A 22,960-nucleotide genomic window follows, 5' to 3' on the forward strand; every position below is an offset into this window, starting at 1 on the left:
TCATCCTGCTATATGTGGCAGTGTCATAAAAATTGTGACAAAAAGGTATATATGATGAGAAGTTACAAAAAAGATTATCCCAGACCCCAGCTGGTACGTCAGGAGTGGGAGAACTTAAACGGTACATGGGATTTTCTGTTTGATGACAGAAACGTGGGAGAAAAAGAAAAGTTTTATACTAAGTTTCCCGGAGAACTTAAGATTGAGGTTCCATTTACCTATGAAACGAAGTTGAGCGGGATTGGAGATGAGAACAGGCATGATCATGTCTGGTACCGGAAAAAGTTTACTGCTGACAAAAATCGTCTGGAAAAAGAAAAATTAATGCTTCATTTTGAAGGAAGCGATTTCCTGACAAAAGTGTGGGTTAACGGGGAACTGGCTGGCGCCCACAGAGGCGGATATTCCAGATTTTCCTTTGATATTTCCAATTTTATAAGAGATGGTGAAAATGAAATCATAGTAAAAGCGGATGACTCCTTTGATATGGCGCAGCCCAGAGGGAAACAGCGTTGGAAAGACGAGAATTTTGGCTGCTGGTATGTGCAGACAACGGGAATCTGGAAAACTGTATGGCTGGAATATGTACCTGTTATGAATCTGTCATCAGTAAAGATTACGCCTTTGCTGGAAAAGGATTGCGTAGAATTGGAACTGGAGATAACGGCTGACTCATATCCAGGGAATCTGGCGGCAGAAGTAGAAATTTCATTTCAGGGAACGATTGTGAATAAAACGGTAATTTCCGTTTTGGAAAGCCGTGTGGAAACCAGAATGAATGTATTCTCCCGGGAAGCAGACGAATGGGGCGTTCGTACATGGTCACCGGAACGTCCTGACTTATATGACATCTCCATTCGAATATTGGAAGATGGAAAGGTATGCGATGAGGTTCTGTCTTACTTTGGAATGAGAGAAATTCGAATTGACAGGGGTAATATTCTGTTAAACGGAAGACCTCTTTATCAGCGTCTGATTCTGGATCAGGGATATTGGGAAGATTCCCATCTGACCCCTCCAAATGAGGAAGCGCTGGTAGAAGATATCGAGAAGATTATGAAACTGGGATACAACGGACTTCGGAAGCATCAAAAAGTAGAAGACGAGCGGTTTCTGTACTGGTGTGATGTGAAGGGAATGCTGGTTTGGAGTGAAGTACCTGCGGCTTACCGTTTTTCTGATGACGCTGTCCAGGAATTTACTGAGGAATGGATGGATATTGTAAGGCAGAATTATAATCATCCAAGTATCATTACCTGGACACCTTTTAATGAATCCTGGGGAATATCCAAGGTGGAAACAGACAGAAAGCAGCAGCACTTTACAGAGGCGGTTTATCATCTGACAAAATCATTTGACCGGTTCCGGCCTGTAATTGTAAATGATGGATGGGAACATACGGTTTCTGATATTATTACGCTGCATGATTATGAAGAATATGGAGATCTCTTCTTCGACCGTTATAACCGTTATAAGGAGGAAATCCTCAGTACCGATATCTATCACAGTAATCATAAATCTGCTATGGCGGACGGATATGCATATAAAGGACAGCCAGTTATCATCAGTGAATACGGCGGAATTGCTTTTCAAAATGGGGAATCAGGCTGGGGATATGGCAATAAGGTAGGAGATGAAGCAGAATTTATTAAGCGATTTGATTCGATTACCACAGCAATAAAAAAGACGCCCTATATCTGCGGATTTTGTTATACCCAGGTAACGGATGTACAGCAGGAGATCAATGGACTTATGAACATTGACCGCAGCTTTAAGGTAGATCCTGAGGTGATTAAAGAGATTAATGAACGCCCCGGGGGATGCTGGAGAGCAGAATAAGATATCATTTTGTGCTGAAAAGTGCATGGAGAAAGATTTGATTCTCCATGTTCTTTTTTTTACCCTTATGTTAAATTAAATACATCAGGAAACAACAAAACGAAGTAAAGAAAAGGGAGGAAACAAAATGAAGATCAGAAAGGTAACAGCACTTTTACTTGCAGCAGCAATGGCAGCCGGCAGTATTATGGGATGCGGAGGAAGTGAAACAAAGACGACAGAAGCATCAAAAGCCACGGACGCAGCAACTGAGGCAAAGACAGAAGCACCAGGCGATGCAGCAAAAGACACAGAGACAGAGGCAGCGAGTAAAGAAGAAGGTTCCGAAGCTTCTACAACGGCTGCAAAAGCAGATGGGGAATGGGAATATAAAGAAGCAGACCTGACCATGCTGATTGACACCGATATGACTTTGGCCGGTATTGAGGCAGTTTGTAATCTGGCAAAAGAGAAATTAGGCATTACAGTAGAGATCGAAACCAGAGCTGGCGGAGCAGATGGTGATAATATTGTTAAGACTCGCCTTGCATCCGGCGATATGGCAGATTTATGCGGATACAATTCAGGTTCTCTTCTGGCAGCACTCAATCCTGCAGAATACTTCATTGACATTTCCGGTGAAGAGTGGGCAAGTAAGCTGGATGATACATACAAAGCATCCGTTACCGTGGAAAATGGGGTATACGGTGTCCCGGCAGCTTCCACACAGGCAGGCGCTATTCTTTATAACAAAGAATTATACGAAAAATATAATCTGGAAATTCCTAAGACATGGGATGAGTTTAAAAAGAATTGTGATGTATTAAAAGAAGCAGGTGAGACAGCCCTTATCGGTACATTTGCAGACAGCTGGACATCACAGGTATTGTATCTGGGAGATCACTACAATGTTCAGGCAAATGAACCTAACTTTGCAAAAGATTTTGAGGCTGGAACAGCAAAATATGCAACGACTCCTGCAGCCCTCAGAAGTTTTGAGAAATTAGCAGATACAACACAGTATTATAATTCAGATTATCTTGCAACTACCTATGATGACGGCTGCGATATGATCGTAAATGGAGAAGGTGCTCATTGGATCATACTGACACAGGCATTATCCAATATCTATGAACTGTACGGGGAAGATGTTAATAAAGTAGGTGTATTTGCAGTACCTGGCGATGACGCGAATGATAACGGATTAACAGTATGGATGCCTACATCATGGTATGGAAATAAAAATTCTGATAAAGTAGATGACATCAAGAGATTCATGGAATTTTACATCTCTGACGAAGCATTAGATGCATATACGTCTGCAATATTACCGGATGGACCATACTGTGTAAAAGGATACGAACTTCCGGACAACGCATATGATGCGGTAAAACAGGAACAGGCATACTTTGATGCAGGAAAGACATCTACAGCTTTGGAATTCCAGACAGCAGTAAAAGGGTCAAATTGTCCGGCAATCTGCCAGGAATGCGGCTCTGGTCAGACAACAGCAGAAGAGGCAGCGAAAGCATATGACGAAGATTGTTTAAAACAGGCAGTACAGTTAGGTCTGGATTGGAAATAATAAACATTCGGAAAGGGGCTGGAGCAAAACAATTGCAACAGCCCTTTCCAAATTGATAAGCATGTATGACGTGCTGTTAATAAAGACTGTTTCCCATGCATGGTTATCAGTCTGGAATTACATAAGTACTGCAGACAATAATTATAAAAGAGAGAAAGGGAAAATGTATGAATAAGAAGAAGATTTATACAACCTGGTTTATGGCACCGGCACTGATCATATTTACTATTTTTTTCATTATTCCAATGCTTACGTCGTTGTTTTTCAGCTTGACAGTATGGAACTTTAAAGATTTCACCTTTGTTGGACTGGACAACTTTAAAATGTTTTTTTCAGAGAGGTCTTTGAATATCGGTATCAAGAACACATTAATCTATGCATTTTTAACTTGTAGTTTAAAAGTAGTAATTGCATTTTTTATTGCCGTATTTCTCACAAGCAAGATAAAAAGTAAAAATATTCTGCGTTCCATCGTATTTTTTCCAAATCTGGTGAGTACCGTTGCGGTAGGTATTGTATTCAGTGCCATGATGCATCCTTCCAAAGGACTCATTAACACAGCGCTTCAGGCAATTGGATTAAATGGGGTAGACTGGCTGGGGAATACCCATCTGGCTCTCTTTTCCGTAATTGGTGTCGATGTCTGGAAAGGAGTCGGTGTTGCAACAGTGATCTATATCGCGGGCATGCAGTCCATAGACAAAACATATTATGAAGCAGCTTCCATCGATGGAGCAAGCGCGTGGCAGCAGCTGAAGAGTGTAACTATTCCACTTTGCCGTCCGGCAATGAACTCTGTTATTATACTGGCATTTATCGGTGGTATGCGCTGCTTCGACCTGATCTGGGCAATGACAGGCGGCGGTCCCGGTTTTGCTACAGACGTTGTAGCATCCATAGTTTACAAACAGTATGCGGCTGGTTTTTATGGATTATCAACGGCGGGTAATGTTATTATGTTTGTAATGATTGCGATTCTGGCATTCCCGTTACAGAGATTCTTGTTAAGTAAGGAGGTTGACTAAATATGAAGAGAAAGAAAGCGCTTTATGCAGCAGGAGATGTGATTGGAATTGTAGTTGCATTTTTTATCTTTATTATTCCATTTATCTTCATGTTTGTAAATTCCCTGAAAGAGAGAAGAGAAGCCAATCTGCTCAGCATTGCATGGCCGAAAGAATTACAGTGGGATAACTTTAAGCAGGTATTGACAACCAGTAATGGTATTGTAATTACGGCATTTAAGAACAGTTTTATTCTGACGGCAGGATCTGTTGTAGTTTTGATTATAGTATGCGCTATGGCAGGCTATGTTCTGCAAAGAAGAAATGATAAAACCACTGGTGTTGTAAATGCTCTCGTAATGTCTGGTCTTATGGTTCCGCCGGCTATTCTTCCTACAATCTGGGTAATGCAGGGTTTACATATTTATAAAACCATGTTTGGAATGATCATGGTAGAAGTAGCATTACAGATACCGTTCACAATTATGCTTTACCGTGGATTTATGGGTTCAATTCCGACAGAGCTGGAAGAGGCGGGGTATATCGATGGCTGTACAAGAAGCAAACTGTTTACTGCAGTGATCTTTCCACTGCTGAAACCGGTAACTGCAACGGTTACAATTCTGAACGCAGTTACGGTATTTAATGACTTTACTAATCCGTTATATTTTCTTCCCGGAAATAAAAACGCAACTGTCCAGCTGACGCTATACAGCTTCATGGGCAAGTATTCAAGTTCCTATAACCTGCTTTTTGCAGATGTTCTGATAATTACAATACCAATGTTAATTCTGTTTATTATTTTTAACAAAAGAATTGTAGATGGTATGGTAGCCGGAGCCGTGAAGGGCTGAAAAAGAAAAGTAAATAACCGGTACAAGGGAGAAGAGGTTTATTCTTTACTTGTACTGGTATTTTAGCATATCTGCAGTTATAATATTCCCGTAATAAAATGGTGAAAAGACATAGGAGGGACATATGAGATTTCGGACAAGAATGATATTATCTTATGCAGTATTTGTGTTGATGGCAGCGCTTATACTAGGGCTTGCGTACAACCGTTATACAATTCGGGAATATAAGAATAACGAATACAATGATACGCAGTTTATTTCAGAAAGGCTGGCAAATCAGTTTGATGAATCCATAAAAACCATGAAATCTATTACAGACTACATATTGTCAGATACCGGAATGCTGTCTTCCATACGGATGCTGGCAAGTACAGATCACAACAACGAAAGCCAGTCGGGTTATATTGAAGAAGCGAAGACGACAATTCAGTCCGGGATCAATACGGACTATATGATCAAGAATTTCTATCGTGTTCTGGTATTCAATCAATACGGAGATGTAGTGGGAAGTTCCAATTATGAAAACAGGATAATAAATCAAAATAAAAAAACGGAGGATCTGTTATGGCTCTCTAAAGTAGAGGGACATCGTGGAAAACCAGTTCTGATCGGGATACATAAAGATGACTGGGGACTGAAAAGTCAGGAAATGGTCTATTCAATTGCCAGAGAAATACAGGGAAAATCTATGGGGTATATTGAAGTACAGAGAACTGTAGTGCCACCCGGCGTAAATAACTTAAAAGAGCTGTTTGAGCTGCCGAAATCAGGAATGGATGTGGCAGCAGTGACCGAAGACGGAGAGATACTGTATTCCACTTTAAAAGGAAACCAGAATGATTTTTACCGAAAGCTGGCCCAAAAAGATAAGCTTGGAGTGGCCGAATACCGGAATGATGTTACAAATAACAAAGAACTGATAGCTATCAGCAATTCTAAAGAAACCGGTGTTAAGATCATGGTCATAGAAAATATGAACCAGCTAGAACGGGAAATCGGATATGTAGCACCCTTAACCTTTGTGATTGCGGGATGCTTTTTTATGATTTCCATGGTATTTGTGTTTATTGTATCCGGGCATTTGACAAAACCTATTCAAAAATTAAGAGAGCAAATGGAGAATACCAGGATCGAGAATCTGGATCAGGAGGTGTATTTAGATACATCTAACGATGAGATGGAGGCGCTCAGTAAATCCTATCAAAAGGTGTTAACCCGTCTGGATGAATCGATTGTTAAGGAAAAGCGGCTGTCAATTTTGCAGCTTCAGGCGCAGTTTGATACTCTTCAGGCACAGGTAAATCCGCATTTTCTGTATAATGTTCTTAACGTAATTGCAAACAGGGGAATGAACAGCGGGGACGAAACAATCTGTGAGATCTGCGGCAGTCTGGCTGCAATGCTCCGGTATGCTACCAGTACGGTAGAGCGCTATGCTGCCATCGGTCAGGAGCTGCAGTATCTGGAACAGTATTTTTATCTGATTAAATCCAGGTATGAACACAAACTGCAATACCATATGGAAGTGGAGGAAGAAATCAAAGCAGAGATTATTCCCAAAATTGTATTGCAGCAGATTGTAGAGAACAGTATCAACCACGGATTTACCCAGACCTCCCATATTATGGAGATAGATATCAAAGGCTGGAAAGAGGACGGATTCTGGTATATTCAGGTATCGGATAACGGACAGGGGATAGAAGAGGAGGTGCTGAAAGATCTGCAGCATAAAATAGCCAGGATTCGGGACAGGCTGGGCAATAAACGCAGCAACGTGGAAATGGAAATCGGAGGTATGGGACTGATTAATACCTATGCAAGACTTTACCTGTTATATAATGAAGATCTTGTATTTGAAATTAATAATTGTGATACGGGAGCAGTAGTAAAGATAGGTGGAAAGTTAAAAAACTGAGGCTGTATTGCAGGCTATGCCATGGGAAGTAATGAGAAGGTAAGGAGAAAAAGAGATGTTCACAGTAATCGTTGTAGATGATGAACCGGCTGCACTGAATCATATTTGTACTATTATAGAAAAAAAGTGTCCGGAGTTCCAGGTGATTGAACGGGCGGAGAATGGAAAAGAAGCAATGGACAAGGTAAGGCAAAATAAGCCGGATGTGGTAATTTCCGACATTCGTATGCCTATTATGAATGGGCTGGAGCTGGTTGCCGGGATTAAAAAAGAATTTCCCTGGATGATTTCCGTTATTGTAAGCGGATACCAGGATTTTGAATATGCCCAGGGAGCGATCAAATCAGGTGTTACGGATTATATCTTAAAACCGGTTATGCCCTCAGAGCTGAAAAGCCTGTTTGACCTTTTGGAGGAAAAGCTGAGAAAACGTTATTATCTGGAGCGTAATGACGTCATGCGTAAAATATGCCGGGGCATTGACATAGATGAGGCGGTTTTGAAACGGTACTTTCCACAAAACCAGTATTATGGAGCAGTGGTGAGACTCAATGGACTGCCCAGGCGTTTTATGAATGGGGCAGGACGGGAAATATTTTCGGATATTCATGAAATGATGTTTGTATATGGCAGGGATGAAATGGAAGCTCTGTACATCTGTCCTGCTGAATTGATTTTTATGACCAGTTTTGAAAGCATGATACGGGGAAAGATCGCAAAAGAACAGCCGGTATCGGCTTATATGACAGCTGTGATTATGCGTAATCCCTTTGAAGTAATGGAAATGGAGGAAACGGTTAAGCGTCTGTACCGGATGATTGATAAAAAGACAGTACTGGGAAAGACCCAGATTCTGATTATGGACGAGCTTGATAAAAGATGTGCCGGGGAGAAGTTTGAAAACCATCCTGAGTATCTGAGGGAATTTGAGATACTGGCTGAAAAGCAAAAATATGATAAAATGAAAGGAGAAGTCAAGCGTCTGCTGAACTTATGGCAGGATGAAAACCGGCCCCAGATCTGGGTAGAGGGGATGGTGAGACAGATATTTTATATGATGCAGCGTTACAGTGGGCAGATAGAAGAGAACAACGACTATGAATTTATGCTGGAAGAAGCTTTTTTCTACTCCGGGAACGTAGAGGAATTGGCTGAAAATGTGAATGAAGTCCTTTTTAAAGATAAAAAAGAGGAAATCCAGAGCCAGACAAAACTGGATACCCAGGGCTATTTTGAAAGCATTAAAGAATATCTGAAAAAGCATGTAGCCGAACCGGTTACATTGGGCATGGTATGTAAGGAGTTTGGAGTATCACAGACATACTTGAGCAAACTGTTCCGAAAATACGAAGAGTTGTCTTTTAACAACTATCTGACAATGCTGCGTATGGAGCGGGCAAAAGATCTGATGAGTAATGGCGGCAAGGTGTTTGTAAAGGATGTTGCATTACAGGTGGGATATAGCGACCAGTTTTATTTCAGCCGTATTTTTCGCTCCTATACAGGAGTTTGTCCCACTGACTTTATTGAAAATATAGAAAAACAAGAAAAGAGGTAGAGCGATGCTGTATAAAAAAACAGGGGAATTATCAAAAGAAACATTTCAGAATCCGTCTTCTGAATACCGGGGGGCGCCATTTTGGGCATGGAATTGCAAAATGGACAAAGAAAAAGTTGACCATACCTTAGAAGAGTTACAGAAAATGGGCATGGGAGGCGGTCACATTCATTGCAGGACAGGGATGGCAAATGAATATCTGGGCGAAGAATTTATGGATCTGGTGCGCTATACAGATGAGGAAGCGAAAAAGAGAGGAATGCTGGCGTGGCTTTACGATGAAGACCGCTGGCCATCCGGAGCAGGCGGAGGGCTTGTGACCAGAGAAGAAAAGTACCGTATCCGGTTCCTGGTTTTTAGTCCCGTCCCGCTGGAAGACAAGAATGAGAAATCCAATCAGCTATCTTCCAGCGGACAGGCGGTACGCAGCAACAACCGCAGACTCCTGGCACATTATCAGGTAAAAATAGAGAATGGTTTTCTAAATGATTACCAGATGCTTAAAGAGAATGAAGAAATCCGTTCCGGTTACCAGCCCTGGTATGCATATCTGGAAATATCGGGTGATAATCCATGGTTTAATAATCAGGCGTATCTGAACACACTGGATAAAGCGGCTGTGAAGCGGTTTGTAGAAGTGACACATGAGAAATATTATGAGAAACTGGGAGATGAGTTCGGTAAATCCATCCCGGGAATATTTACGGATGAACCCCAGTTTTCCCATAAGACAAGGCTGGCATTTGCAAAGGAAAGAAAAGAGGTTACCATACCATTTACGGATGATCTGGAAGATACCTATAGGGATGTATACGGACACAGTCTTTTAGCAGGGCTTCCCGAATTGTTCTGGGAGCTGGGAGAAGGAAAGTTTTCAAAGATCCGGTATAACTACCACGACCACATTTGTGAACGTTTTACAGATGCATTTGCAGATACCATTGGCGACTGGTGTAAAGCACATGATATTCTGCTTACCGGACATATGATGGAAGAGCCTACGCTGGAATCCCAGACAGCGGCACTGGGAGAAGCAATGCGATCCTACCGCTCTTTTACACTGCCCGGAATTGATATGCTCTGTGACAGAAGAGAATTGTCCACCGCAAAGCAGGCAGAAAGCGCAGCAAGGCAGTACGGAAGACCCGGTGTCATCAGCGAACTTTACGGGGTGACCAACTGGGATTTTGATTTCCGGGGACATAAGCTTCAGGGTGACTGGCAGGCTGCGCTGGGAGTAACCGTGCGGGTGCCCCATCTTACCTGGACATCAATGGCGGGAGAGGCGAAGAGGGATTATCCGGCTGCCATCGGCTACCAGTCCCCATGGTATGAAGAGTATCATTATGTAGAAGATTATTTTGCAAGATTAAATACAGCCCTTACCAGAGGAAAACCTTCCGTAAAAGTAGGTGTCATCCATCCCATTGAATCTTACTGGCTCTATTGGGGAACGGAAGAACATACGGGAGGCATCCGCCGGGAAATGGATGAAAATTTCAAGAATCTGATTGAATGGATGCTCTATGGCCTGGTAGATTTTGATTTCCTTGCAGAGTCTCTGCTGCCGGAACTGACAAATGAGATACAGGTGAAGGGTAAGAAGCTTAAGGTAGGAGAGATGGAATACGAGACGGTTCTGGTTCCGGGATGTGTAACCATCAGACGTTCTACCCTGGAGATCCTGAAACAATTTAAGGCACAGGGAGGAAAGGTTATTTTCATGGGAGAGGCTGCGCAGATGGTTCAGGTAGAACCAAGTAATGAGGTTAAAGAACTGGCACGGCAATGCCTCTGTATTCCCTATAACCGTAATTCCCTGCTTGGGGCATTAGAAGAAGAACGGGAACTGGATATCCGAAATGAAGATGGAAACCGGACGGGGAACATCATCTACCAGCTCCGTAATGAAGGAGAAGAACGCTGGCTGTTCCTGGCACATGTGATGCCTATGCCTAACAGTGATATTCCGGCAGAGGAAAAACTTTCTATACGCATCCGGGGAAATTATAGGATAACCCGCTACGATGCCCTTACCGGGGAGATTCACCAGGTGGATACAGTGCTGGAAAATGGTTATACGGTACTGGAAAGAAGCATGTTTGAACATGACAGCCTTCTTCTGCATTTAAAAGCAGTAAACTGCGGCAAGAATTTATGTGATGCAGAGAATCGGAAGGAAGAGGCACTAAAAGACTGCAGCAGGGAGAAACAGATTCAGCTTCCGGAAGAAGTACCGGTAACCTTAAGTGAGCCAAATGTATACCTTCTGGATATGGCGCAGTACCGGTTTGATGAAGAGGATTGGCAGGAAAAAGAAGAAATTCTGAGAATTGATAATCTGTTCCGGGAAAAATTAGCATATCCCCTTCGCATGGAAGCCTTTGCGCAGCCGTGGCTCAATCAGGAGGAGGAACCTTATGAACATAAATTAAGTCTTCGTTTTAGCATATATTCTGAAATTGAATTACCGAAGGTAAGTCTGGCACTGGAAAATGGGGAAGACACCCTTGTCTTTTTCAACGGTGAGCAGATGGCCGGAAAAAGAACCGGATGGTATACGGACAGGGAAATCGATGTGATAGAGCTGTCACAGCTTAGAAAGGGTGAAAATGTACTGATTACAGAAATCCCCTACAACTCTAAAAGGAATGTGGAAGCAATGTATCTTCTGGGAGATTTTGGCGTCAGGGCACAGGGCAGCAGTGCAGTGGTCATAAGCCCGGTGACATCCCTTTATTTTGGGGATATAACAAGACAGGGACTGCCATTCTATGGAGGTAATGTTACCTATCATATCACCGTAAATACGGAAGAAGCGTTCCTGGCACTGGAAGCCACCATGTTCCGCAACCCGGTATTAAAGGCAGCAATAGACGGAAAAGAAGCAGGATATATCTGTTATTCGCCTTATCGTCTGGAACTTGGGAAAGCAGATGCCGGAATCCATAGAATAGATCTGACGGCATTTGGGAACCGGGTAAACACATTTGGTACCATACACAATTGTAACCGCACAGAAGACTGGATCGGACCGAATGCCTGGAGAACAGAAGGAAGCAGCTGGGCATATGAATATCAGCTGCGGGAGACCGGACTTTTAAAGGCACCGGTATTAACAAAAAGAAACGTAATAATTAAATAGCACAAAAAGAAAATCCTCAGCAACGCACGCTGAGGATTTTCTAAAGGAAAGAGAAAAAATTAAAAATATTTTGAGGGAGTACTTCGCAGCGTGTGGGGGCTGCGAAGTGTGAGTTATGAAATATATTAGCTTGTTTGCTAATATAAACATAGTATAAAACATAAATGTGTTCAAACTATGTTCTAATTATAAAGAAAATGTTAATTTACTAAAAAATGCTTTTCATTTTTGTAATAATTGTATATAATAAAAGGCACAACAGTTTTTGGAAAGGGGTAGTAAGATGGCGTCGTCAGATATCGGTATCGATTTGGGTACGGCCAGTATCCTTGTGTATGTCAGGGGAAAGGGCGTCGTATTAAAAGAACCTTCAGTGGTGGCTTTTGACAGAGACACAAATAAGATTAAAGCAATCGGGGAAGAAGCAAGAGTACTGCTTGGCAGATCTCCGGGTAATATAGTAGCGATCCGTCCGCTTCGTAAAGGAGTAATATCCGATTATACTGTTACGGAGCAGATGTTAAAATATTTTATACAAAAGGCAATCGGCAAATTGTCATTTCGCAAGCCAAGGATCAGCATCAGTGTTCCAAGCAGCGTTACGGAAGTTGAGAAGAAGGCAGTGGAAGATGCTACATATCTGGCAGGAGCCAGAGAAGTGCAGATTATAGATGAGCCTATAGCGGCAGCAATCGGTGCGGGCATTGATGTATCAAGGCCCTGCGGGAATATGATTGTGGATATCGGGGGAGGCACCTGCGATGTTGCAGTTATTTCATTGAATGGAATAGTGGTAAGTACTTCCATCAAAGTGGCAGGAGATGATTTTGATGAGGCGATTATCCGCTACGTAAGGAAAAAGCACAACCTGCTTATTGGAGAACGAACGGCAGAAGATATTAAAATTCATGTAGGAACGGCAATTGAGCGTCCTCAGCAAAAGGTGATGGAAGTGAAAGGAAGGGATCTGGTAACCAGCCTTCCGAAAACAGTGAAGATTACTTCAGAAGAAGTGAGGGAAGCGCTGAAAGAAGCAACCACACAGATTGTGGATGCAGTCAGAAATGTACTGGAGAAGACCCCTCCGGAGATGGCGGCTGATGTGGTAGACAGAGGAATTGTGCTTACCGGAGGAGGCGCGCTGCTGGATGGACTGGAAGAATTAATAGAAGAAAAAACAGGCATTAACACCATGACTGCAGAGGAACCCATGACTGCAGTAGTTGTTGGTACCGGAAGATATATAGAGTTGATGTCTGCAGAGAAAAATTAAAAAATGAGGCTGTGGTTTAGGTTTGCCGGACAAGCAGAGTGATCTGACGCCGTGAAACTTAAGCGACAGCCTCAGAGCGTGTCTGAAAATTCATTCCCGCCATCTGCACGTCCCGCTTTGCGGTATATTCGCACCAAATTCAGGTTACATAGCCCGCTATGCGCCCTTCATTTGACACGAATCTCCCACAAAGTGTGACGCACAGCTGCCGGAAAGCAAATTTCAGACATGCTCCGGAGCGTGTCTGAAAATAACACGGGTGCGTGCAGACAGCAGCCACAGGAGAAGTTGAATGGAAAGAATTGAAGGTTATGTAGATCATATTGTATTTCGGAACAGCGATAATGGATATACGGTGATGTCTGTTGTCAGCAAAGGGGATGAAGTTACCTGCGTTGGCATGCTTCAGTATATAGGAGACGGTGAATTAATCGAAGCCCAGGGGCATTATACAGAGCATGCTACCTATGGCCGCCAGTTCCAGATAGAAAGTTATGAGATTAAGGCGCCGGAAGATGCCATGGCGATAGAACGGTATCTGGGCTCCGGTGCAATTAAGGGAATCGGCGTGGCGCTGGCAGCCAGGATTGTGCGCCGTTTTAAAGATGATACATTTCGGATTATTGAAGAAGAACCGGAACGTCTGGCAGAAATTAAGGGGATCAGTGAAAAAAAAGCCAGAGAGATTTCAGCTCAGGTTGAAGAAAAACGGGATATGCGTAAAGCGATGATTTTTTTACAGAAATACGGTATTTCCACTGCCCTTGGAGTGAAGATTTATAAAGAATATGGACAGAACCTCTATCAGATCATCCAGGAAAACCCATATAAAATGGCGGATGATATTGATGGGGTGGGATTCCGCATCACAGACGAGATTGCGTCTAAGGTTGGTATACATACTGATTCTGATTTTCGGATTAAGAGCGGAATTCTTTATAGTCTGCTGCAGGCATCCCAGGAAGGACATGTGTATCTGCCCAGAGAAATCCTGTTTCAGAGGGCAGGAGAACTCCTTGGCATTGCGCCGGATCTGATGAATAAACATCTGATGGATATGGCAGTCGACCGTAAAGTCATTTTAAAGGAAGAAGCAGGTAAAGTGCTGGTATACAGCGCATCCTATTATTATCTGGAACTCAATACGGCAAAAATGCTTCATGATCTGAATATTTCCAGCGTTGTTTCTGAGGAAAAGATCCTTTCCCGGATCAGTACCATAGAAAAGGAAAATGAAACAGAGCTGGACGAAATGCAGAAGTCTGCAGTCACAGAAGCAGTCAGAAACGGACTTCTGATTATCACCGGAGGTCCGGGTACCGGTAAGACAACGACGATTAATGCCCTGATTGATTATTTTGAAACAGAAGGATTAATGATATCCCTGGCGGCTCCCACAGGAAGAGCTGCGAAACGTATGACGGAAGCTACCGGTTACGAGGCTCAGACCATACACCGGCTTCTGGAGTTATCCGGAGGGATGGAGGAAATGGCAGGCAGGGTACAGTTTGAGCGGAATGCCCAGAATCCCCTGGAGGCAGACGTCATCATCATTGATGAAATGTCCATGGTAGATATACATTTGATATATGCTCTTTTAAGTGCCATAACTGTGGGAACCAGGCTGATTCTGGTTGGTGACGTGAACCAGCTGCCGTCGGTGGGACCTGGAAGCGTTCTAAAGGATGTGATAGATTCCGGTTGTTTCCCGGTAGTGCGCCTTACGAAAATATTCCGCCAGGCAAGTGAAAGCGATATTGTAGTCAACGCCCATAAGATTAATCAGGGAGAAAAAGTGGTACTGGATAACAAAAGTATGGACTTTTTCTTTTTGCAGCGCAATGATGCAAATGTTATCATAAGCGTGGTTTTGACATTGATACAGAAAAAGCTTCCCAAATTTGTAGATGCCTCTATGTTTGACATTCAGGTTATGACACCCATGCGCAAGGGACTGCTTGGGGTAGATCGTTTAAACGGTATACTGCAGCAGTATCTGAACCCGCCGGAGAAAAGCAAGAATGAGCGGGAACATGGGGACGGTCTGTTCCGGGAAGGGGACAAGGTCATGCAGATTAAAAATAATTACCAGATTCAGTGGGAAAAACGCGGAAGATACGGAATTCCCATTGAAAAGGGTGATGGTGTTTTTAACGGTGATATGGGGATTGTCCGCGAGATTAACACTTTTTCGGAACTGCTAACCGTAGAATATGATGAATGCAGGTTTGTAGAGTACTCATTTAAACAACTGGATGAACTGGAGCTTGCCTATGCGATTACCATCCATAAAGCCCAGGGCAGCGAATATCCCGCTGTAGTCATCCCGCTGCTAAATGGCCCCAGAATGCTGATGAACCGTAACCTGCTCTATACGGCAGTAACCAGAGCGAGAAAATGCGTAACGCTGGTAGGAAGCCCAAATACGTTTTATCAGATGGTAGAAAATGAATTTGAACAGAAACGTTATACGACACTTCAGGAGCGGATCAAAGAATTAAACGATCTTAGGCAGGGAGAATTACAATAAAGATTCTGAAAAACTCTTTAATACTGAAAAACCCTTGGGAGAGAGTTTCAGGTAGAAAATGAATCAAATAAAAGAGCTGCTTCTTGGCATTTTATTTCCCAGGAGGTGTCCCCTCTGCGGAAAAATTGTAAAGCGGACAGAAGGAACGGCATGCAGAAAATGCCGGGAAAAAGTAAAACCCCTCAGTGAGCCTCTCTGCAAAAAGTGCGGAAAGCCAATGTTATGGGAAGAGGCAGAATATTGCTTTGACTGCACCCGGCACCCGCATACTTATGAGTGCGGAGGGGCAGTGTATCTTTATGAGAAAGAGATGAAGGAAGCTGTCCGTCAGTTAAAATACAATAATAAAAGAGAATACGCTGACTTTTTTGCTGAAGAAATCTATAAGCATCTGGGAACCCGGGTTCACAAATGGAATCCGGATGCTGTCATTGCGGTTCCCATGTATTGGAGGAAGCAGCAGAAGAGAGGATATAATCAGGGAGAAGTGCTTGCCCGGAAAACGGCGCACCTCCTTTCCGTTCCCTATCGGAAAAAGTTGGTGAAAAAGGTAATAAATACAGATTCCCAGAAGGATTTAAGCCGCAAAGAGCGAAAAAAGAATCTGAAAAATGCTTTTAAAATCAAACAGCCTGATGTAAAATTAAATGTGGTTCTGATCATTGATGATGTTTATACCACAGGCAGTACGGTGGATGCCGTTGCAAAAGTTCTGCGGGAGCATGGAGTTGGAAAGGTATATTATATCAGTCTGTGTATCGGAAAAGGAAGTTCCTGAACAATAAACTTTTCAATAGACTGTTTTTGTGCTATACTAAATAAAGTATAGCTATGTTTGAGGAGGCCTGTATGATTAATGAAAAACGCATAAAGCTCATGACAAGAATGGCCATTTTTGAGAGTAGAAATGAAGAGGAATTGTATAAAGTAAAGAATTATTTCCGCAGTGATTATATTGGCGTACATATGATTAAAAATGCAATCCGTATAACAATTGTTTTTTTACTGGGGTTATTGGCATGGGGCTGTTATAATATGGACAAACTGGTAAAAGAGATAACCAGTATGGACATTGGCGCACTGGTAATGCGGATTGTTGTTGTATATGTAGTGGTTTTGGTTGTTTATTCAATCATTACCTATATTATTTTTTCATTTCAATATATCAGGGCAAAGGAAGACCTTGAGTATTACCAGATACTGCTGGAAAAACTGGAAAAAGAATATGAACGTGAGGAAGCAGGCCTGCAATCTGCATCGGGTATCAACAGGGATCGAAGTAAAACACTGGGAGGAGACAGGCATGGGAACGTTACTGGAGTTTAAGGAAATTATAAAGAATTTCTATGGAAAGTATGATTCCTATCTGGTTTCCATTGGAAAGTTCTTAATAGCACTATGTGCGTTTATGATGATTAATTTCAAACTGGGGCAGATGCATCTGCTGAATAATCCGGTCATTGTAATAATATTAGCATTAGTTTGTTCATTTTTGCCGTTAAATGCAATTGTTTTGTTTGGCGCGGCATTTATAATCGGGCATTTATATGCTCTGTCACTGGAAGCTTTTCTGATTGGCACCGGAATACTGGTGGTAATGCTGCTGCTTTACTTTGGGATTGCCCCCAAAGAGAGTCTGGCAATTATTCTGACACCAATTGCATGTGGGCTTAATATTCCCTGTGCGGTACCTTTGGTACTGGGGCTTGTCAGGACACCTTTTGCTGGAATCGGGATAGCATTTGGAACCATAGGATTTTATACCGTATCTGTTTTGGATGACAAGGCAAAAGGCGTATCGGCAACGGCGAAAGATGCTACCGAGGCCATGGTTCAGAAATTGACGGGCCTGTTGGACAGCATCTTAAAAAATCCGGAGATGATTATCGCCATTATAACGATGCTGGCAGTCATTGTTATGGTCTATGTAATTCGACGCATGGCGATTAGATATGCCTGGTCTGTTGCTATACTGGTAGGAACATTCATATTCCTGATCAGCACCCTGATGGGTGGAATGGTTATGGGAACTGGAAAAAATTTCCTGGCAGTCATTCTTGGCACAGCAGTATCGGCAGCTATAGGATTTTTAGTAAAATTGTTTTTATTTGAAGTAGATTATAAGAGGACACAAAAGGTACAATTTGAAGATGATGATTATTACTATTTTGTGAAAGCCGTGCCGAAGACGATGGTAAAGCCAAGGCAAAAAGAGATACGGCATGAAGAGCCGGCGCGTAAATCAAGAAATGAGGGGAGCGGCGCTGCCAAGAGGCCGAATCGGGTTCGAAGAGGGGAACCGGGAAGGTCGGATTTGGATATTAAAGATTATTAATTAGAAGGGGCGTGAGAGCAGTGGAGGTTATAAAGAGATTTTTTATGGTAAATCTTTATAAGCTGACGGAGCCTATCTCCAATATTAACTACAGAGATGTGATCGAAATAATTATCCTGACATTTATCGTTTACCGACTTCTGGTATGGATAAAGGATACAAGGGCATGGACTTTGTTAAAGGGGATCCTGCTCCTGGGGCTGTTTGTTTTAATAGCCAATATTTTCGAACTGGATACCATAACATTTTTGATTAATAAAGGAATTGGTTTTGCATTTATGGCAGTAATGGTAATTTTTCAGCCGGAGCTTCGCAGGGCATTGGAAGAATTGGGAGAGAAAAAGATATTTACAACATTAACGCCATTTGATACAGCCAGAGATATCAGAGAACGTTTTAGTGATAAAACGGTAAATGAATTGGTGAAAGCAACAGTTGAGATGGCAAAGGTTAAGACGGGTGCATTAATTGTCATTGAAAATAATGTTACGCTGGCTGAGTATGAAAGAACGGGGATCGCTATTGATTCCATATTAACCAGCCAGTTACTGATTAATATATTTGAGCATAATACGCCGCTTCACGATGGGGCAGTGATTGTAAGGGGGAACCGGATTATTTCCGCTACCTGTTACCTGCCTTTATCGGATAACCTGGCGCTCAGCAAAGAACTTGGAACCAGACACAGAGCCGGTGTTGGAATCAGTGAGGAGACTGATTCATTGACAATTATTGTTTCAGAAGAGACGGGAAGCGTTTCACTTGCCAGCAAGGGCAAACTAATGCGGGATGTTGACGCAGCAGTATTGAGACAGCAATTAGTGATTCTTCAGGATAAATCCGTAGACACGAAAAAGTTCAGACTTTGGAAAGGAAAGGGTAAAAATGAAGAAAAGCTTGGTGAATAACTTTGGTCTAAAACTGATTTCCATTGTACTGGCATTTTTTATCTGGATGATCGTGGTTCAGGATAATGATCCGGAAAAAACGAAGCCATTTACCAATATACAGGTAGAAATGGAAAATCAGGAGAGTATGGAAAAGCTGGGTAAGGTCTATGAGGTTCTGAATAATACAGATACGGTTACCGTGTATGTTACAGGAAGAAATTCAGTGATAAAGGAACTGGACAACTCTGATTTCAGAGTAACGGCTGATCTTGAGAATCTTAATGACCTGGGGACCGTACCGTATGTAATAACCTGTAAGAACTCATCCATTAAAAAAGAAAATATAAAGGTAGAGCCGTCTTCCCTAAAGGTCAGAATTGAGCCCAAGGTAGAAAAATCATTTGCGGTAAAAGCTGTGACTACGGGAAACCCCAAAACAGGTTATGTTATCGGAAATGCAACCGTAAAGCAGGGGGATTCGATTATTGTAGCGGGACCACAGTCTTTGATTAATATTATCAGCCGTGTCGTAGTTGCAGTGGATGTTAACGGACTGAATGAAAGTAAAAGCCTGAAAGGTACACTCAAAATCATCGATAAAAATGATGAAGAGTTTGCTGAGACGAAAATGAAGAGTATGGAATGTAAGACATCCAGTGGTGTTCCAATCACAGAATTAGGATCTGTGGAGGTCTTTGCAGATCTGTGGAGGGTACAGCCCGATATCAAGCTGGATGTGAATGTAGTGGGTATGCCGGCAGTTGGTTATAAGAAGACAGATACTACGATAACACCGGAAACAATCAGCCTTGCAGGAACAGAAAGCGCTTTAAAGGAATTGAACGGTCATTTGCAATTGAATGAGGATGTTTCAGTAGAAGGGGCAACTTCTGATGTTACAAAGAAGATTGAGCTTCAGGATATGTTGGCGGAACAGCATGATTTGAAATTGGTGGAGACAGCAACGGATACCGTTACTGTAACGGTCGGGATTGAAAAAGCAGGAACAAAAACGGTGTATTTACCGGTGAACAGGCTAAATACGAAAAATATTCCGACAGATTTAAAGATAACACTGACGCCATCGGATAAGATTCCAATCATAATCACAACTACAACAGGTGAGCTAAATGAGTTTGATGCAGAAGATATTAAGGCGACACTGGATTTAAGCGATTATAAAACAGCTGGAACTTATAAAGTAACATTAAAAGTGGAACTGCCAGAAGGATATGTTTTGGCATCTGATGTAATAATTGTTGTGAATCTGGAGAAAAAAGAAGAAACTGCAATTACAGAAAAAAGTACGGTGGAGGAATAATTATGGTTAGTCAAAAGGTAACAGTGAAGAATGCGACGGGCCTTCATTTAAGGCCGGCAGGGGTACTTTGTAAAGAAGCGATGCAATTTAAGTCCTTAATCACATTTACAAAAGACAGCAGTACGGCAAATGCAAAAAGTGTATTAAGTGTGTTGGGTGCCTGTGTCAAATGCGGCGATGAAATTGAACTGGTTTGCGAAGGTGAAGATGAGAATGAAGCATTGGAAACACTTGTAAATGCCATAGAGAGCGGACTGGGAGAATAAGGAAAACCCTGCAGAGTTCAATCTGCAGGGTTTTTTATATCAGTAATTTATTCAGGCAAAAAAGAAAAGCTGCAGGAGATGTTTAATCCTGCAGCTTTTCTTGTATACATCCAGTACATCCTTGCGCAATTCAACTTTTAAATACGCTCTAGTGAAATAACGGATCAGTCGGATCATGTGTTGCATTGGCATCCATATACTGTAATGCAGGTTTTCCCAGTGGTCCCGGGTTACTTGCATCATCATAGATGGTTACTTTTGTACCAATTGGACAATGATCATAGAGCCATTTTGCATCTGCTACAGTCAGCCGGATACATCCGTGGGATGCAGGTTTTCCAAGCTGATTATAAGTAGCTGCCGGTAAGGAGTTCGGATCTCTGTATCTGGTTACCGGTGCAGAATGGAACAGGATCTCCGGGGTCAGGTGAGAACAATACTGTCCCCAGCTGGGTCCGTCTAATTCATGCCAACGCAGTTTATCCAGCATTGTAAAGTTACCTAGTGGAGTCCATCCAACCTGTATACCGGTAGAACAAAGCATTGCTTTGATTGGTTCACCGTCTGCATACACGGTAATGGTGTTTGCTGCACGGTTTACTTTCACGGTAAGTGTTCCGGTGGATAATAAATCAATTCCGCCGCTGGAACCAAAGTTGTATACTTTTCCATCAACGGTTTGTCTGCCTTTTAACATAACGCCTTTACTGTTGAAGTAATACTTCTTAGCATCATAGGTCAGCCAGCCGGTACGTCTTGCTCCCGTATCTGTTTCCAGGTAGTAGGTCTTGGATCCAAGATTCATCCAGCCCTTTTTCATGGCACCGCTGCTCTTGTTAAAATAATAATACTTGCCGCTGATTTTCTGCCATCCTGTTTTCATGGCGCCTGTCTTAGAATCTAAGTAATAAGTAGATCCGCCAAGGACTCTTCTGCCGGTAAGCATTTTACCGTTAGAAGCGAAATAATACCATTTCTTTTTAATCTTTTCCCAGCCTGTCTGGCGAACACCCTTGGAATTCAGGTAGTAAGTACTCTTACCCCTTTTAAGCCACCCATTTTGCATAACGCCGGTGGATTTGTTGTAGTAATAATAATTGTTTTTGTATTTTACCCAGCCAGTATACAACTGCCCTTTTTTATTTGAATAATAGGATTTTCCGGAATCTGTAAAACGTCCGATACGGATCTGACCTTTACTGTTTGCAAAATATCTTTTGCCTTTGTATTTAAAAACTCCGGTTTTAATACGTCCATATTTGTCTGAGTAATATTTTTTACCTTTGTATGTAGTGATTCTGTCTGTACGAACAACACCACTGGAAGAAATGAGGTATCTTTTGCCACCTATTGTTTTCAGGCAGTTTTTATACATGGAAACATTAAATGCATAGTACTTTGAACCAATTTTTTTGACTGTTTTTGTAACTAGTGTTCCATCCGGATTGGAATAATATTTTTTCTTATCCGCTGCTGTATTCCAGCCGTTTGTTTTGATTTCCCCGTTCGTCATCACAAAATAGTATGCATTGTTGATTTTCATAGCACTGTTCTTACCGATAATTAAAGAACCATCGCCATTAAAGTAATACTTTTTGCCGTCTACTGTCTGCAAACCAGTTACTAATACACCGTCCGGATTGGAGTAGTATTTTTTGTTTGCATAAGTGTTCCAGCTTTTAAGCTTGATTTCTCCGGTGGACAAAACGAAATACAGAGTGTTATTGATCTTCTGTGGTGCATTGCTTCCTATCAGCATGGAACCGTCTGCATTGTAGAAGTATTTTTTTCCGTTGATCGTCTGAAAGCCAAATCTCATGATGCCATCCGCATCAAAATAGTACTGTTTGCCTTCGATGGTAACCTGACCTGATACACGAATACCGTTCGCATCAAAATAATATTTATTGTTATCGATTTCCTTTATTATCCCTTTCAGGCGCTCTCCATCCTGAATGTAATATGTTTTGCCATCTACGGTATGCCAGCCGTTTTCTTCAATAACAGCTTCGGTTTCGTCCGCTTGCTTAGGAGCATTTGTGGATGGCTGAATGGGAGCTTCTGTTGCAGGTGGTGTAGCAGGTTCCGTAACAGGTTCGGTAGCATCTGTAACAGGTTCGGATGTCGTCTCAGCTTCTGTACTTTCTGTATTTTCCGGTGTTTCTGTTTCCGAATCACGTTCATTAGTAAGCTGAGTGGCAGTTTCTTCCGTAACAGGTTCTGTGTTAGACTCTGTCTCTGATGCCGTGTTGACGTTGGTTGTCTGAACAGTCTTTGGAGCAGAACCATCGGGTGATTCAGCTGCAAAGGCTACGGAGGACAAGCCTAAAGTCAGACATGCAGAAAGACAAAGAGCCGCTAATACTTTTTTCATTTTCATAAATAAAGCTCCTTTTCTAATTGTGCATAAACGTTCTCCCCACTAGTGTAATATATTAACTTTATATTTTCAATGAGAAATCCCCC

The 22,960-nt window shown here is 42.2% G+C and carries 16 protein-coding genes and 1 pseudogene; 15 read left to right on the forward strand and 2 right to left on the reverse strand.

Features of this window, described 5'->3' with window-relative positions:
• Positions 1 to 51: 51 nt before the first annotated feature.
• The 8 genes from RHS_RS10145 (at position 52) to RHS_RS10180 (ending at position 13,152) form a co-directional block, all read left to right on the forward strand.
• On the forward strand, positions 52 to 1,839 hold the full coding sequence (locus RHS_RS10145; protein WP_047833106.1) for a glycoside hydrolase family 2 protein: 1,788 nt from the start codon (positions 52 to 54) through the stop codon (positions 1,837 to 1,839).
• Positions 1,840 to 1,966: 127 nt separating this feature from the next.
• Positions 1,967 to 3,403, forward strand: coding sequence for an ABC transporter substrate-binding protein (locus RHS_RS10150; protein WP_027296749.1), 1,437 nt, complete (start codon positions 1,967 to 1,969; stop codon positions 3,401 to 3,403).
• Between the two features lie 167 nt (positions 3,404 to 3,570).
• Positions 3,571 to 4,428 (forward strand): carbohydrate ABC transporter permease, encoded by an 858-nt coding sequence (locus RHS_RS10155; RefSeq protein ID WP_027296750.1) that lies wholly within the window; start codon positions 3,571 to 3,573, stop codon positions 4,426 to 4,428.
• A gap of 2 nt (positions 4,429 to 4,430) precedes the next feature.
• Entirely contained in the window at positions 4,431 to 5,261 is an 831-nt protein-coding gene (locus tag RHS_RS10160) for a carbohydrate ABC transporter permease (RefSeq protein ID WP_027296751.1), read from the forward strand.
• 124 nt (positions 5,262 to 5,385) lie between these two features.
• On the forward strand, positions 5,386 to 7,176 hold the full coding sequence (locus RHS_RS10165) for a histidine kinase (RefSeq protein WP_044296557.1): 1,791 nt from the start codon (positions 5,386 to 5,388) through the stop codon (positions 7,174 to 7,176).
• Positions 7,177 to 7,231: 55 nt separating this feature from the next.
• Complete coding sequence (locus tag RHS_RS10170) at positions 7,232 to 8,734, forward strand: response regulator (RefSeq protein ID WP_047833107.1); 1,503 nt, start codon at positions 7,232 to 7,234, stop codon at positions 8,732 to 8,734.
• Positions 8,735 to 8,738: 4 nt separating this feature from the next.
• Complete coding sequence (locus RHS_RS10175) at positions 8,739 to 11,879, forward strand: hypothetical protein (RefSeq protein ID WP_047833108.1); 3,141 nt, start codon at positions 8,739 to 8,741, stop codon at positions 11,877 to 11,879.
• A gap of 283 nt (positions 11,880 to 12,162) precedes the next feature.
• Positions 12,163 to 13,152: a rod shape-determining protein gene (locus RHS_RS10180; protein ID WP_044296560.1), complete on the forward strand. Its 990-nt coding sequence runs from the start codon at positions 12,163 to 12,165 to the stop codon at positions 13,150 to 13,152.
• Between the two features lie 58 nt (positions 13,153 to 13,210).
• On the opposite strand, the pseudogene RHS_RS30735 reads toward RHS_RS10180, so the two are convergent.
• Positions 13,211 to 13,474: pseudogene (locus RHS_RS30735) on the reverse strand (DUF6783 domain-containing protein).
• Here RHS_RS30735 and RHS_RS10185 point away from each other — a divergent pair.
• The 7 genes from RHS_RS10185 (at position 13,445) to RHS_RS10215 (ending at position 20,494) form a co-directional block, all read left to right on the forward strand.
• Entirely contained in the window at positions 13,445 to 15,682 is a 2,238-nt protein-coding gene (locus RHS_RS10185; protein ID WP_047833109.1) for an ATP-dependent RecD-like DNA helicase, read from the forward strand. The pseudogene RHS_RS30735 and the gene RHS_RS10185 sit on opposite strands and share 30 nt — an antisense overlap.
• A gap of 58 nt (positions 15,683 to 15,740) precedes the next feature.
• Positions 15,741 to 16,460 (forward strand): ComF family protein, encoded by a 720-nt coding sequence (locus RHS_RS10190; protein ID WP_047833110.1) that lies wholly within the window; start codon positions 15,741 to 15,743, stop codon positions 16,458 to 16,460.
• Positions 16,461 to 16,531: 71 nt separating this feature from the next.
• The gene (locus RHS_RS10195) at positions 16,532 to 17,008 is read left to right on the forward strand and encodes a hypothetical protein (RefSeq protein ID WP_044289761.1); all 477 of its coding nucleotides are present in this window, start codon (positions 16,532 to 16,534) and stop codon (positions 17,006 to 17,008) included.
• The gene (locus RHS_RS10200) at positions 16,986 to 18,017 is read left to right on the forward strand and encodes a hypothetical protein (protein WP_395021983.1); all 1,032 of its coding nucleotides are present in this window, start codon (positions 16,986 to 16,988) and stop codon (positions 18,015 to 18,017) included. The genes RHS_RS10195 and RHS_RS10200 overlap by 23 nt, the downstream gene beginning before the upstream one ends.
• A gap of 44 nt (positions 18,018 to 18,061) precedes the next feature.
• Complete coding sequence (cdaA, locus tag RHS_RS10205) at positions 18,062 to 18,925, forward strand: diadenylate cyclase CdaA (protein ID WP_044289762.1); 864 nt, start codon at positions 18,062 to 18,064, stop codon at positions 18,923 to 18,925.
• Complete coding sequence (locus tag RHS_RS10210) at positions 18,903 to 20,228, forward strand: YbbR-like domain-containing protein (RefSeq protein ID WP_027296759.1); 1,326 nt, start codon at positions 18,903 to 18,905, stop codon at positions 20,226 to 20,228. Before cdaA ends, RHS_RS10210 begins: the two co-directional genes overlap by 23 nt.
• A gap of 2 nt (positions 20,229 to 20,230) precedes the next feature.
• Positions 20,231 to 20,494: an HPr family phosphocarrier protein gene (locus tag RHS_RS10215; protein WP_027296760.1), complete on the forward strand. Its 264-nt coding sequence runs from the start codon at positions 20,231 to 20,233 to the stop codon at positions 20,492 to 20,494.
• Between the two features lie 148 nt (positions 20,495 to 20,642).
• Here RHS_RS10215 and RHS_RS10220 read toward each other — a convergent pair whose 3' ends face one another.
• Positions 20,643 to 22,874: a L,D-transpeptidase family protein gene (locus RHS_RS10220; RefSeq protein ID WP_047833111.1), complete on the reverse strand. Its 2,232-nt coding sequence runs from the start codon at positions 22,872 to 22,874 to the stop codon at positions 20,643 to 20,645.
• Positions 22,875 to 22,960: the final 86 nt, after the last annotated feature.

Source organism: Robinsoniella sp. RHS (genome assembly GCF_001029355.1).
Taxonomy (GTDB): Bacteria; Bacillota; Clostridia; order Lachnospirales; family Lachnospiraceae; genus Robinsoniella; species Robinsoniella peoriensis.